This is a genomic window from Pseudomonas sp. Au-Pse12 (assembly GCF_021341665.1).
Classification (GTDB): Bacteria; Pseudomonadota; Gammaproteobacteria; order Pseudomonadales; family Pseudomonadaceae; genus Aquipseudomonas.
Genome location: NZ_JAJTTH010000011.1, coordinates 40,128 through 52,962 on the forward strand (window position 1 = coordinate 40,128; position 12,835 = coordinate 52,962).

Annotated in this window: 11 protein-coding genes; 3 read left to right on the forward strand and 8 right to left on the reverse strand. The window is 65.2% G+C overall.

The window, feature by feature from the left end:
• Positions 1-5: 5 nt before the first annotated feature.
• Positions 6-1,124, reverse strand: coding sequence for an ABC transporter ATP-binding protein (locus LXM55_RS26160; RefSeq protein WP_233323053.1), 1,119 nt, complete (start codon positions 1,122-1,124; stop codon positions 6-8).
• A 226-nt stretch (positions 1,125-1,350) separates the two neighbouring features.
• Between LXM55_RS26160 and LXM55_RS26165 the strand changes: the two genes are divergently transcribed.
• Positions 1,351-2,259, forward strand: coding sequence for a LysR substrate-binding domain-containing protein (locus LXM55_RS26165; protein WP_233323054.1), 909 nt, complete (start codon positions 1,351-1,353; stop codon positions 2,257-2,259).
• A gap of 87 nt (positions 2,260-2,346) precedes the next feature.
• Positions 2,347-3,564: an MFS transporter gene (locus tag LXM55_RS26170; RefSeq protein ID WP_233323055.1), complete on the forward strand. Its 1,218-nt coding sequence runs from the start codon at positions 2,347-2,349 to the stop codon at positions 3,562-3,564.
• Positions 3,565-3,660: 96 nt separating this feature from the next.
• Here LXM55_RS26170 and LXM55_RS26175 read toward each other — a convergent pair whose 3' ends face one another.
• From LXM55_RS26175 to LXM55_RS26195, 5 genes are read right to left on the reverse strand one after another with little or no spacing between them, the layout of a single operon-like run.
• Positions 3,661-4,032: a c-type cytochrome gene (locus tag LXM55_RS26175; protein WP_233323056.1), complete on the reverse strand. Its 372-nt coding sequence runs from the start codon at positions 4,030-4,032 to the stop codon at positions 3,661-3,663.
• 59 nt (positions 4,033-4,091) lie between these two features.
• A complete protein-coding gene (locus LXM55_RS26180; RefSeq protein WP_233323057.1) occupies positions 4,092-5,660 on the reverse strand; it encodes an FAD-binding oxidoreductase in 1,569 nt (522 codons plus the stop codon).
• A gap of 13 nt (positions 5,661-5,673) precedes the next feature.
• Positions 5,674-6,363, reverse strand: a complete 690-nt coding sequence (locus tag LXM55_RS26185; protein WP_233323058.1) for a hypothetical protein — start codon at positions 6,361-6,363, stop codon at positions 5,674-5,676.
• Between the two features lie 10 nt (positions 6,364-6,373).
• Positions 6,374-6,709: a c-type cytochrome gene (locus LXM55_RS26190; RefSeq protein ID WP_233323059.1), complete on the reverse strand. Its 336-nt coding sequence runs from the start codon at positions 6,707-6,709 to the stop codon at positions 6,374-6,376.
• 48 nt (positions 6,710-6,757) lie between these two features.
• A complete protein-coding gene (locus LXM55_RS26195; protein WP_233323060.1) occupies positions 6,758-8,233 on the reverse strand; it encodes an aldehyde dehydrogenase family protein in 1,476 nt (491 codons plus the stop codon).
• A gap of 512 nt (positions 8,234-8,745) precedes the next feature.
• Between LXM55_RS26195 and LXM55_RS26200 the strand changes: the two genes are divergently transcribed.
• On the forward strand, positions 8,746-10,581 hold the full coding sequence (locus LXM55_RS26200; protein WP_233323061.1) for a sigma-54-dependent Fis family transcriptional regulator: 1,836 nt from the start codon (positions 8,746-8,748) through the stop codon (positions 10,579-10,581).
• Between the two features lie 79 nt (positions 10,582-10,660).
• Here the strand turns inward: LXM55_RS26200 and LXM55_RS26205 are convergent, their stop codons facing one another.
• Both LXM55_RS26205 and LXM55_RS26210 read right to left on the reverse strand, forming a co-directional pair.
• Positions 10,661-11,596, reverse strand: coding sequence for a SphA family protein (locus LXM55_RS26205; RefSeq protein ID WP_233323062.1), 936 nt, complete (start codon positions 11,594-11,596; stop codon positions 10,661-10,663).
• Between the two features lie 219 nt (positions 11,597-11,815).
• Complete coding sequence (locus LXM55_RS26210; RefSeq protein WP_233323063.1) at positions 11,816-12,706, reverse strand: helix-turn-helix domain-containing protein; 891 nt, start codon at positions 12,704-12,706, stop codon at positions 11,816-11,818.
• Positions 12,707-12,835 lie beyond the last annotated feature (129 nt).

Sequence of the window (12,835 nt, forward strand, 5' to 3'; positions counted from 1 at the left end):
CGTGGTCAATCGAGCAGGACGCTGGCGCTGCCGCGTTCGAACACCAGCCCGGCACTGCTGCCCACGGCCAGGCGCTGGTTGTGCTCAACGCTGTTGGGCGTGCGCACGGTGAGGCGCGTGCCGTCGCCGAGGCTGACCTGGTACTGCAGGTCGGTGCCCAGGTAGATCAGCGCCTCGATGCGGCACGCCAGGGCGCCTTCCACGGCTTCGCTGCGTAGGTGCAGGCGCTCCGGACGTAGCGACAGGGTGACCTGCTGGCCGACCTTGACCGCCTTGCACGGTTGCGCCGGCAGTGCCTGCCCGGCCGGCCCGCTGAACCAGGCCAGGCCGGCTTCGACGCGGCTGACGCTGGCCTGGATGAAGTTGGTTTCACCGATGAAGTCGGCGACGAAGCGGTTGCGCGGCTGCTCGTAGATTTCTTCCGGGCGGCCCACTTGCTGCACTTCGCCTTCGGAGAGTACGGCGATGCGGTCGGACAGGGTCAGGGCTTCTTCCTGGTCATGGGTGACGAAGATGAAGGTGATGCCGGTCTTGGCCTGAATGGCCTTGAGTTCTTCGCGCATGGCCTGGCGCAGCTTGAGGTCCAGGGCCGACAGCGGTTCGTCCAGCAACAGCACCTTGGGATGGGGCGCCAGGGCCCGGGCCAGGGCGATGCGTTGCTGCTGGCCGCCGGACAGCTGGTTGGGCTTGCGCCCGGCGAAGCGTTCCATCTGCACCAGGGCCAGCATCTCGCGCACCCGCTCGGCGATCTGCGCCTTGCTCAGCACCTGGCCCATGGGCCGCGATTCCAGGCCAAAGGCCAGGTTTTCGGCCAGGGTCATGTGGGGGAACAGCGCGTAGTGCTGGAACACGGTGTTCACCGGGCGCTCGAACGGCGGCCGCTCGGCGATGTTCTCGCCGTAGAGGAGGATCTCGCCCTGGGTCGGGAATTCGAAGCCGGCGATCATCCGCAACAAGGTGGTCTTGCCGCAGCCGGAGGGCCCCAGGAGGGTGAAGAATTCGTTGTCGCGGATGTCCAGGTCGATGTGTTTCAGGGCCACCGGGCCGCTGTGTGGATCGCCGTAGACCTTGCGCACCGAGCGGATGGACACCGCCAGCGTTTGCAGCGCATGCAGGGCATTCATGCCTTACCTCCGATTCCCCCATGAGCTGTCGTGCAGGCCATGGATTTTGTTTTTCTTAGGGCAGGATCGAGATGTGTTCAGGTGTGTGGAAAGCCCGCTTTTACCGGCTTTTCGCGGGTTTTTATTGTTCTGCTGGGGCTGATTATCAGTGAGGGGTTGCGGGGGCGAAACATCAATTTTAACATACCAGCTGTTAAATAATTTAATAGCAAGGGCGGGTGAAAGCATGGCCGAACAGCGTTTGCCACCGTTGAACGCGGTGCGGGCTTTTGATGCCGCGGCCCGCTTGGGCAGCTATGTCGAAGCCTCCAGGTCGCTGCATGTCACCCAGCCGGCCATCGGCCGTCATGTGAAGCTGCTGGAGGACTGGCTCGGGGTGCAGCTGTTCGAGCGCACTTCCCGTGGGGTGACCCTGACCCCGGCGGGGGAGAAGTACCACCGCAAGATCGCCGCCGCCCTGCAACTGATCATCGAGGCCGGGCGCGAAGCCCAGCCCAGGGCGGCCGAACGCTGGCTGCGGATCATGGTGGTGCCGGGGTTTGCCAAGCGCTGGCTGACCCCGCGCCTGGAAGCGCTGCGCCATGTGCGTCCGGGCCTGAAGTTCGCCATCGAGCCGAACTCGACCTTTACCGAAGTGGACGCCAAGACCTGCGACCTGGGCATCGCCTATGGCCTGGACGGGCAATACCCCGAGTCGCGGGTCAGCCTGATCTGCCCCCGGGTATTTCCCATCTGCACCCCGGCCTACCTGGCGAGTATCGAGGCGATTCGCGAGCCGGCGGACCTGGCCCGCCACGAGCTGATTCACTTCGATGACGGCGAGTGGTGGAACCTGTGGTTCGCCGCCAATGGCCTGGATATCCACCTCACGTCCGACCTGATCTACGTGAACAACGACCACGCCCTGTCGGTGGCCGAAAGCGGCGGCGGGATTGCCCTGGCCAATGAAGTGCTGGTGCGCGAGGAACTCAAGGCCGGGACCCTGGTGCGGGTGCTGGAGGATCAGGTGAAGCTGGAAAGCTACCGGGTGCTGACCCCGGCCAGCCAGTGGTCGGCGGACGTGGAATGGTTTATCCAGTGGCTCAAGGCCGAGCTGGAAGCGGATTTCCCCGAAGCGCGGATCGCCGGTCGTTAGCAAGCTAATGGGATGGCGCGGGTGCACTGAAAAATGGCACATTGACGCACCTGCCCCCGTGCACCCACCCGTTGTCCGGAAAATCCTATGGCTAGCAGCAACTCCCCGAGCGTCGCCGCGACGGCTTCTCCTGCTTCGCAAAGCAGCCCTCTGGTCCTGCGCATCATTGGTGCGGTGGCCCTGGCCCACCTGATCAACGACCTGATCCAGGCGGTGCTGCCGGCGATCTACCCGATGCTCAAGAGCAACTACGGCCTGACCTTCACCCAGGTCGGCCTGATTACCCTGACCTTTCAGCTCACCGCCTCGCTGTTGCAGCCCTGGGTGGGCTACTACACCGATCGGCGGCCCCAGCCGTTCCTGCTGCCGGCGGGCATGGTCTGCACCCTGATCGGCATCCTGATGATGTCCCAGGTCGGCAGCTTTGCCCTGATCCTGCTGGCCGCGGCCCTGATCGGTATCGGCTCCTCGACCTTCCACCCGGAAGCCTCGCGGGTCGCCCGGCTGGCGTCCGGCGGGCGCTATGGCCTGGCGCAGTCGAGCTTCCAGGTCGGCGGCAACGCCGGCACCGCGTTCGGCCCCTTGCTGGCCGCGGCCATCATCATTCCCTACGGCCAGGGCAACGTGGCCTGGTTCGGCCTGTTCGCGCTGCTTGCCCTGGTGGTGCTCTACGGCATCAGCCGCTGGTACGCCAACCACCTGCGCCTGCACACGCTCAAGCAGGGCCAGGCGGCGACGCATGGCCTGTCGAGGAATCGGGTGATCAGTGCGCTGGTGGTCCTCGGGCTGCTGGTGTTCTCCAAGTATTTCTACATGGCCAGCTTCACCAGTTACTTCACCTTCTACCTGATCGAGAAATTCGACCTGTCGGTGGCCAGCTCGCAACTGCACCTGTTCCTGTTCCTCGGCGCGGTAGCGGCGGGGACCTTCTTCGGCGGGCCGATCGGCGACAAGATCGGGCGCAAGGCGGTGATCTGGTTCTCGATCCTCGGGGTGGCGCCGTTCACCCTGTTGCTGCCCCATGTCGACCTGTTCTGGACCAGCGTCCTCAGCGTGGTGATCGGCTTCATCCTGGCCTCGGCGTTCTCCGCCATCGTGGTCTACGCCCAGGAACTGGTGCCGGGCAACGTCGGCATGATCGCCGGGGTGTTCTTCGGCCTGATGTTCGGTTTTGGCGGGATCGGCGCGGCGCTGCTGGGGCACCTGGCGGACATCCATGGCATCGAGTACGTGTACTACCTGTGCTCGTTCCTGCCGCTGTTCGGGGTGCTGGCGATCTTCCTGCCGCGCACCCGCAAAGCCTGACGCGCTGCTGTTGGGCGGGTAAAAAAACGCCCGGGGCCAGGCTCCGGGCGTTGTCGTTTCAGCGTTGGCGCAGCTGCGCCGGCGTGGCTTGTGCCTTCAATGCAGGCTTTTCAGGTAGGCAATCAGGTGCTGCCGGCTCTGTGGGTCGGGCTGGCCGGGAAACATCATGTTGTTGCCCGGCACCAGGGTCGCCGGGTTGCTCAGCCAGCGTTCCAGGCTGGCGTCGTTCCATTGCAGGCCGGCGCCTTGCAGGGCGCTGGAATAGCTGAAGCCCTGGGCCTGGCCGCTGGCCCGGCCGAAGACGCGGTGCAGGCTGGGGCCCATCAGGTGTTTGCCGTTCTCGGTACTGTGGCAAAAGCCGCATTGGGCACTGAACAGGGCCTTGCCGAGGACCGCGTCGCCGTCGGCCAGGGCCAGCGGCGCGGCCAGCAGCAGCGCTTGGGCTGCGAGCAGTGGGGTGTACTTCATGGATGTTCCTGTGGTTCAAGGGGCCCCGTGGCGTGCTGCCGACGGGGCGTGTGCGCGGCTTAGAATGGGTTGGCCAGGTCGATCCCGGACTTGCCCGGGGCAAGGATGTTGTTCGGGTCCAGGGCGCGCTTGATGGCGTGCTCGACCTTGCGCTTGACCGGGCCGTAGCTCTGCGCCACCCGCTCCTGGAAGGCGGTGTTGACCCGGTACACGGCATAGCCTTGCTGTTCGAACGCATCCAGCAGTTCAGCGAAGCAGGCGTTGGCGCGGCGGGTTTCCTCCGGGTTGCTGCGGTCGTACAGCACGTCGATCACGTGGTGCATGTCGCGCCAGCCGACGATGAATTCGCCCACGTAGTCCAGGCCGTGCTTGTTGAGGATCCGCTTGGCCAGGGCCTGCTGCTTGTTGCACTCGCTGCCGCGCGCCTGGCTCACCGGCGCGAACCACATCGAGCCACCGCCGCCGCGCCAGTTGTACAGGCCGAATTCCTGCAGGTTGGGCACCCCGGACATCAGTTGCGAGCGGTACAGGAAGGGTTGGGTCGTGCCGGCTTCCTCCTGGGTGACGATGCGTCCCTTGCCCAGGGCCTTGAGGGCCTGATTGACGATCTTCCAGTTGACGTCCACCTGCTCCTGGGTGCCGTACAGGGCGGCGTAGACGTTCCAGGCGCCGAGGTTCTTGTCCTTCTGGATCTGCTTGAGGATCGCCTCGGAGGTGGCGCCCGGCTCTTGGGTGTAGTCGGCGCGGCGGGTGTTGCAGGTGGCGGCCTCCCACAGCACGCCGGCGATCACCACCGAGTTGGGAATCACCTGGGCGATGCGCAGCGGGCGGATGAATTCGACGATCTCGGCAATGTCCGACTCGTTCTCGAACTTGATCTCGAACGGCTTGAACACCGGCGGCTTGGGCATCAGCCAGAAGCCCATCTTGGTGCAGATGCCGTAGTTGGCCTGGGTGAACATGCCGTCCAGGGTCGGGCCGTAGCCCCACTTGAACACCTGCCAGGCGTTGTCGCCTTTGACCCCGCCCATGCCGGTGCGATAGACGTCGCCGTTGGCCAGCACCACCTCCATGCCGCACTGCATGAGGAAGTGTTCGCCGTAAGGGGTGTAGCCGACGCCACGGTCCATGGTGTTGCCCAGGGGGCCGGCGATGGCCGAGGGCGCCGAGAAGGACAGCATCAGCGGCAGGTTGTGTTCCTGGATGTAGTCGTAGAGCTGCTGGTAGGTGACCCCGGGCTCCACCAGCGCGGTGCACAGCTCCGGGTCGACGTGGAGGATCTTGTTCATCTTCTTCAGGTCGAGAATCACCTGACCGCGCTGGCCAGGCGCTGCCGAGCCGTAGCCGAAGTTGCGGCCGGTGGAGATGGTCCAGACCGGAATCTTGTGCTCGTTGCAGATCTTCACCACCCCTTGCACCTGCTCGACGCTGGTGGCGGTGATGGCGGCCGAGGGCATGTGCTCGGCGGTGTCCACCGCCATCATGATCTTGGTGTAGGGCACCAGCTGGTCGTCCTTGACCAGCACGTTCTCGTCCCCCAGCAGGGCACGGAACTGGGCGATGGCCTGGTTGAAGTGGGCTGCATTCACGCCCCGGGGCAACAGTGGCTTCTGGGTTTGCTCAGTCATTGGATCAGCTCCTTCAAGCCTCAATCGAGAACGAAACGAAATGGCCGCTCAATGGCACGGCCCGGGGGCTGGCCAACGGCGCCTGGCCGAGACGGCCGCTGGCCAGTTCGGCCAGGCTGTAGCCCAGGGTGGCGGCCCATTGTTCGGCGCTGCGTGGGTCGCGAGCGCGGGCGCCGGCCTGGAACGCCGGCTGTGCCAGCAGGCGCTGCTCGCTGAGGCTGAAACCGGCGCCACAGGCGTTCAGTTGCAGGCCCAGTTGCAAGGCGCAGCCATGGGCGGCCGTGGTGCCCAGCAGTTGGTGGCGCGAGGTCCGCGCATCGCTGTGGTGCTGGCCGAGCCATTGCACTCGGGCTCCGGCGCTGCGGGCCTGGTCGAGCACCAGCGCGGCGCTGGCATCGTCCAGCAGGCCGATGATGCGTTGCGGCTGGCCACTGCCCAGGCGTTGTTGCAGCGCCTGGATCGACGCCAGGCTGGCCTCCCAGCGTTGCACGCTGACCTGGCGCGCCACCGAGCTGGCGTTGATTCCCTGGACGAAAGCCGAGTCGGCGACGGCGGCGCTGACCAGGGCCAGGGTGGGCAGCCGCTTGCCCGCGGACGGGCCCAGCACGCCGTTGGCCAGGCTCAGGCCCGGGCCGGTCACCGCGACGCTGGCCAGACCGCCCAGGGCCATGCCCTTGAGCAACGAGCGACGTTCAATGTTCATGGGCGTCTCCTCAGGGTTGGGCGGCCGTGGCCGGGGCTTTGGAGATGTAGTCGGCGACCTGCTGCAAGGCGTTGTCGTCGATGAACGACGCCGGGAATGCCGGCATCGCGCGAAAGCCGTTGCGCACCACTGCGGTGATGTAGGGCGTTGGCAGTTGGCGCCCCTTGATCTGCGGGCCGACGTTCTTTTCGTGGCAGTGGCCGCAGACCTTGGCGTAGACGTTTTCACCGCTTTTCCAGACGCCGTCGCCATCGGCGGCGGCCGTTGTGGCCAGCACCGCCAGGGGCAGGCTCAGGCACAGGGCAAGGCTTCGTTTCACAGCTGGGCTGTCGAGGAGCGAGGACATTGCGTACTCCGTATTGTTATGGGGTGATTCGGTGGACAAGCGCCCTGCTCAGAACGGATAGGGGCGCGGCGTGTGTTGCAGGGTGATCCAGTGGTCGGTGGTGAATTCATCGATTGCCCAGTCGCCGTTGAAGCGGCCCAGGCCCGAGTTCTTTTCACCGCCAAAGGGCGCGTTGGGCTCGTCGTTGACCGGCATGTCGTTGACGTGGCTCATGCCCGCGTGCAGGCGTTGGGCGAACTGCACGCCGCGCTCCGGGCTGGCGCTGAACACGGCGCTGGACAGCCCGTACTCGCTGGCATTGGCCAGTTCCAGGGCGTGCTCGGCATCCCGTGCGCTCTGGATACCGACCAAGGGGCCGAAGATTTCTTCGCGGGCAATCTCCATGTCGGCGCGGACGTCGCCGAACACGTGAGGTGGCAGCACGTTGCCCGTGGCCGGGGCGCCCACCAGCAAGGTCGCGCCCTCGCTCAGGGCCAGGCTGATCTTGTCTTGCAGGCCGGCCAGCTGTTTGTGGTTGATCACCGGGCCGACCACCGTGGCCGGCAGATTCGGGTCGCCGTAGGGCAGGGCCTTGACCCGTTCGACAAAGCGTTGGGTAAAGGCTTGCAGCACCGGCTGCTCGACGATGATGCGGTTGATCGCCATGCAGATCTGCCCCTGGTGCAGGAACTTGCCGACCACCGCGGCGTTCACCGCCTGTTCCAGGTCGGCATCGGCCAGGACCACGAACGGGCTGTTGCCCCCCAGTTCCAGAGCCACGTGCTTGAGGTGCTCGCCGCCGCTGGCGATGCGCCCGATGTTGCGGCCGACCTGAGTCGAGCCGGTGAAGGAAATGAACGCCGGCACCGGGTGCTCGACAAAGGCATCGCCGATTTCCGCCCCGGTGCCGACCACCACGCTGAGCACCCCGGCGGGCAGGCCGGCTTCCTCGAAGATCCGCGCCAGCAGCAGGCCGCCGGTCACCGGGGTGTCGCTGGCGGGCTTGATCACCACCGCGTTGCCCAGGGCCAGGGCCGGCGCCAGGGAGCGGGCGCTCAGGTGCAGGGGGAAGTTCCAGGGGCTGATCACCCCGATCACCCCCAGGGGCTTGCGGTAGACGCGGCTTTCCTTGCCCGGGACGTTGGAGGCGACGATCCGCCCGTGGACCCGGCTGGGCAGGCTGGCCGCTTCGACGATGATGGCGCGGGCCGCGCCCCATTCGATCTGCGCCTTGATCCGGGTACTGCCGGACTCGCGGACCAGCCAGCCGATGATTTCCTCGCGGCGCTCATCGAAGATCCGCGCGGCGTTGAGCAGCACTTGGCTGCGTTGCGCTGGCGCGCTGGCGGCCCATGGGGCCTGGGTCTGGCGGGCCTTGGCGTAGGCCTGGTCGAGGTCCTGGCGGTTGGCCAGGCTGATCTGCAGCAGGCATTGCTCGGTGAACGGGTCGAGGACGGCCAGCGGTTGGCCGCTGCTGCCGGCGCGCCATTGTCCGGCGATGGGCTGCAGTTCCAGGTGTTGATAGGCAGGTCGAGTCGCAGTCATGGGATGCTCTCTTGTTCGTGGCCATGGCTCGGCTGTCAGCAATCAAGCCGATGGCGCGTGAGGGTAGGGATGGGTGCCCGGTACGGTGGCGTTTCAGCCGAGAGGGGCTGTGTTGCGCAATGGGCCGTGGCGCAGGCGTGAGGGGCAGGGCGGGGGAGGCGCAAGGAAGGCAGAAAGCATGGCAAGGTCACCTGTTGTCTTGTTATGGATGAGCGTCTGCCTGTGCATAACAACTATCGTGCCACGGTCGTTTTTTGTAAAAATTATCTTTTAAATCAATGCGTTAATTGAACTTCCTGTTTTCCATAAACCTCGTCGTGCGGGGCGCATTGCGGAAATTTATGCAGAGAAGTCGCAAGGGCGTCGAAAGCTCGGCACTCCCGGGGCGTTTGTGAAAACTGTGCGGTTACCGGCCAGAATCTGCGCATCGCCTGCGGCCAGGAGGGACGGCGATTGACCCGGCAAAGCGCCGGGGCATACTGCAAGGCCCCTGAGCTGCCTGTTGATTGCCCATGACTCGTTCTCCTTCCAGCCAGCCCGGCCGTCCTGCGGATGAAGACTTCCTCAAGCAGATGCTGGGGCGGCAAAAGCGCTTGATCGTCGATCGCACCAGTCATTTCGAGGCCAGCGGCCTGCCTTCGGCCGAGCAACTGGCCGAGACCGTGGCCTTTGCCCCCCAGGACGGCAGCATCTGGCTGTGCGGGCAGCGGATGATGCTGATGCAGGGTTCGGCGTTCGGCTCCATCCGTCGTGAATTGATCGAGGCCCTGGGCTTCGACAAGGCCCGTGGCCTGATCACGCGCATCGGCTGGCAGGCCGGGGCCCGGGACGCGGCCCAGGTCAGCGAGCAGTGGCCGGACGGCGATCACGCCAGCCTCTACAGCGCCGGGCCGCGCCTGCACATGCTCGAAGGCATGGTCAATGTTGAGGTGGTGCGCTTCGAGATCGACTCCAGCATCGGCCATTTCTATTCGGAGTTTCGCTGGCACAACTCCTTGGAAGACGACGAGCACATCGCCGCCTATGGCCTGGGCGGCGAGCCGGCGTGCTGGATGGAGATCGGCTATGCCAGCGGCTACGCCTCGTCGCTGCTGGGGCGGCTGGTGGTGTTTCGCGAGTTGGAATGCCGCTCGATGGGGCAGCCGGCCTGTCGGATTGTCGGCAAGCCGGCGCAGCTGTGGGAAGACATCGATGTCGACCTGATGTACCTCGACCCGGGGGATTTTCTCAGCCGCAGCGCCTATGCCTCGGGGGTGCAGACGCAGGTCGCCGAGCTACCGGTATCGCCCGGCGAACAGCAATTGGTCGGCATCTCGGCGGCCTTTGTGGCCGCCAGCCAGCTGTTGCAGCGGGTGGCGCCGACCCAGGCCACGGTGCTGCTGACCGGGGAATCGGGGGTGGGCAAGGAGTTGTTCGCGCGCAATCTGCATCAGGCCAGCAGCCGTCGGCAGCAGCCCCTGGTGGCGCTGAACTGCGCGACCCTGCCGGAAAACCTGGTGGAGGCCGAGTTGTTCGGCGTGGAGCGGGGGGCCTTTACCGGCGCCGACCGTTCGCGGCCGGGGCGCTTCGAGCGGGCTCATGGCGGCACCTTGTTTCTCGATGAGATCGCCACCCTCAGCCTTTCGGCCCAGAGCAAGATCCTGCGGGCCTTGCAGGAAGGCGAGATCGAGCGGGTGGGGGGCACCGAACCGCTGCGGGTGGATGTGCGAGTGATCGCGGCGACCAACCTCGACCTGCGGCGCGAAGTGGAGGCCGGGCGCTTTCGTGAGGACCTGTTCTACCGCCTGAACGTGTTTCCCATTCATCTGCCGCCTCTGCGCGAGCGCCGCGAAGACATTCCCCTGCTGATGAGCTACTTCCTGCACCGCTTCAGCCAGCGCCACGGGCGTCAGCTGGCGGGCTGCAGCACGCGCTTGGTGAATGCGCTGCTGACTTACCGCTTCCCCGGCAATATCCGCGAGTTGCAGAACCTCATCGAGCGGGGCGTGATTGCCGCCGGCGACGGTGAAATCATCGATGTGGTGCACCTGAGCGAGGCGGGGACGCCCCTGGCGGGCGTTGCCATTGGCTTGAATGCCGACGGGCGCCTGGCGCCACCGACGGTGCGTGAGCCTGCGCCCTCTTCAGCGGCGGCCAGGGCCGCTGAGGCGCCGCTCGAGGAGCCGGAGCTGGCCAGCCTGCAGGCGTTTCTTTCCGGCCGGGCGCCGGCCTTGAGCACGTCGCTGGAAGAGATCGAATTGCGCCTGGTGCATCTGGCCCTGGAGCGCTCCGGGGGCAACATCACCGCGGCGGCGCAGATGCTTGGCATGAGCCGGGCTCAGGTCAGCTATCGCCTCAAGGGCCGTTGAACCGGCCCTCTGCTGCGTTTCGGCAGCAGGGGGCGCGGCGTTCGGCGGTTCAGGGTGCGCTGATTCAGAGGGTGTTGACTCAGAGCGCGGTGGTGAATTTCAGCCAGTAGGTCTGGCCCTCGGCGCGGTTGCGTACCGCCGATTCGTCCTGCCATTTGGCGCTCAGCGACCAGCCGCTCTTGCTCTGAAATTGCACCGCCGGGCCGATGGAGAACGAGCGTCCGCGATTGCCATCACTGGCTTGCACCTGGGCCGCGGCGGCGCAATCGGCGACGCTGCACTTGTCGTCGCTGATCTGCTGATAGGCGTGCCCGCCGACGCCGATCACCCAGCCATTGCCCAGCCCCCAGCCGAGGCTGTAGTCGGCGTGCAGCTCGCGTCCGGACTGATAGTGGGTGGCGCGGTTTTCGAAGTTGTAGTCGTGCATCAGGCGCACATCGGCGTTGAAGCCCTGCGGGTCGGTGTAGGTCATGGCATACACCGCTTGCACGGTGTAGTAGTGGTTGCCCAGATTGATCAGGTCGTCCTTGTCGTATTCGCCCCCGCTGGGCAGCACGAAATCGACCCCCAGGGCACTGTGGAACTTGTCGCTGTGATGAAAGCCCAGCACCGGGCCGAGGTGGGCGTCGCCTATCCCGCGCTTGTGATCGTGGGGGCCGTTCTTGATGTTCAGGCGCATGTCGTTGAGGGGCAGCAGGGCGTGGAAACCGAGATTGCCCCCCAGCACCTCTTGCTCGGTGACCCAGACAAAACGTGGCACCACGCTGGTGACGCGCAAGTCGATGCTGGCCGCGCGGTGGCCCGCGTTGTCCCGCAGGCTGTCGGCCAGGTAGTTGCCGACGAAGACCTGGGCATAGGTGCCGGGCGGCGGCAGGATGCCCATGCCGTAGAGTTCGATGCCCATGGGCCAGGAGGACACGCCGCCTTCGCTGGCTTGCACCCATGAAGTGTGGGCGCCAAACAGCAGGCTGGAGGTGAGTGCAAGGGCGCGCAGGCGCGAGGAGGTCTGATGCATGAGAAGGTCTGCCTTATTGTTATGGGAGCGCTGGCAGGAGGAGGGCTCCTGACGCGCCGACAGAGCGTCTCAACTAGCGTGCCAATCCGTTGTTTTTTAATTTATCGTTTTAAATCAATAAGATAAGTTGTTTTTGCGACAGGGTTGGCGACCGCCATCGGCGGCGTGTGGCGAGATTTGTTAAGAGAAATCGGCGAGCTGCACAAAACTCGCGCCGGCTCAGCGACCGCTGGGGTCTTGCCCTGCACTCTGGCGGAAGGCATTGGGCGTCTGCCCGCTGAGGCGCTTGAAGAAGCGTGAGAAGTAGGTCGGGTCACTGAACCCCAGGTTATCCGACAGCTGGCTGATGCTGATGTTGGTGTAGATCAGCCCGCGCTTGGCTTCCAGCATCAGGCGCTGGTGGAGGATCTGCAGCGCGCTCTGCCCGGCCAGTTGCCGGCACAGGGTATTGAGGTGGACGCTGGACAGGCCGATGCGATGGGCCAGGGATTCCACCGTGGGGTGTTCCTGATAGTGCCGCTCCACCAGCTTGATGAAGTGCCCCAGCAGGTGCTGATTGCGCTCGCCGCGGTTGCTCGGCGGGGTGTTCTGCTGGCCACGCCGACTGATCCACACCACCAGCACGTTGACCAGCGAATGCAGCAACAGATCGCGGGCCGCGGCGCTGCCTTCGTATTCATCCATCAGCGCCTTGAACAGGGTGTTGAGGCTGTGGCGGTCACGGCCCACCGGGTAGCAGGCGCAAGACGCGAGCACGGACAGGGGCGCCCCCAGTTGCGCTTCCAACTGGGCCACTAGAGGCGCGCCTAGGGTCAGCACGTACCCCTGGATGTTTTCCGAGAACTGAAAGCCGTGGACCATCAGCGGCGGCACCACCTGGATCGATGCTTCGCGCACGTCCTGGCGCCGTCCTTCGACTTCCACCAGGGCCTGGCCGCGCTGCACATAGAGCAACTGGTAGAGATCGGCGTGACGGTGCGGCTTGATCTCCCAATGGTGCAGGCTGCTGCGCTTGGGGATGGATTCGCAGTGCAGCAGGTCCGGGGTCGGCCAGGCCTGGTTCTCTCCATAGAGCTTGAACACCGGGATGCTGGAGCGGCTGGCTTTCATCGGAGGCGACCTTGGGCAGTGGTTGGCTGGAGCGCTCGATAATCGAACGCTGTTTTCAAAAGTGCATTTTTATGACGGTTAATCACCATTTATTGCGGTTTTTGTCGGCAAAAATGCAGGGGTACAACA

Bases quoted from the DNA above. Each gene is read 5' to 3' on its own strand.
- LXM55_RS26185 (WP_233323058.1), bottom strand. From the start codon at position 6,363: ATGAACATTGAACGTCGCTCGTTGCTCAAGGGCATGGCCCTGGGCGGT.
- LXM55_RS26160 (WP_233323053.1), bottom strand. From the start codon at position 1,124: ATGAATGCCCTGCATGCGCTGCAAACGCTGGCGGTGTCCATCCGCTCG.
- LXM55_RS26195 (WP_233323060.1), bottom strand. From the start codon at position 8,233: ATGACTGCGACTCGACCTGCCTATCAACACCTGGAACTGCAGCCCATC.
- LXM55_RS26180 (WP_233323057.1), bottom strand. From the start codon at position 5,660: ATGACTGAGCAAACCCAGAAGCCACTGTTGCCCCGGGGCGTGAATGCA.
- LXM55_RS26165 (WP_233323054.1), top strand. From the start codon at position 1,351: ATGGCCGAACAGCGTTTGCCACCGTTGAACGCGGTGCGGGCTTTTGAT.
- LXM55_RS26170 (WP_233323055.1), top strand. From the start codon at position 2,347: ATGGCTAGCAGCAACTCCCCGAGCGTCGCCGCGACGGCTTCTCCTGCT.
- LXM55_RS26190 (WP_233323059.1), bottom strand. From the start codon at position 6,709: ATGTCCTCGCTCCTCGACAGCCCAGCTGTGAAACGAAGCCTTGCCCTG.
- LXM55_RS26200 (WP_233323061.1), top strand. From the start codon at position 8,746: ATGACTCGTTCTCCTTCCAGCCAGCCCGGCCGTCCTGCGGATGAAGAC.
- LXM55_RS26210 (WP_233323063.1), bottom strand. From the start codon at position 12,706: ATGAAAGCCAGCCGCTCCAGCATCCCGGTGTTCAAGCTCTATGGAGAG.
- LXM55_RS26205 (WP_233323062.1), bottom strand. From the start codon at position 11,596: ATGCATCAGACCTCCTCGCGCCTGCGCGCCCTTGCACTCACCTCCAGC.
- LXM55_RS26175 (WP_233323056.1), bottom strand. From the start codon at position 4,032: ATGAAGTACACCCCACTGCTCGCAGCCCAAGCGCTGCTGCTGGCCGCG.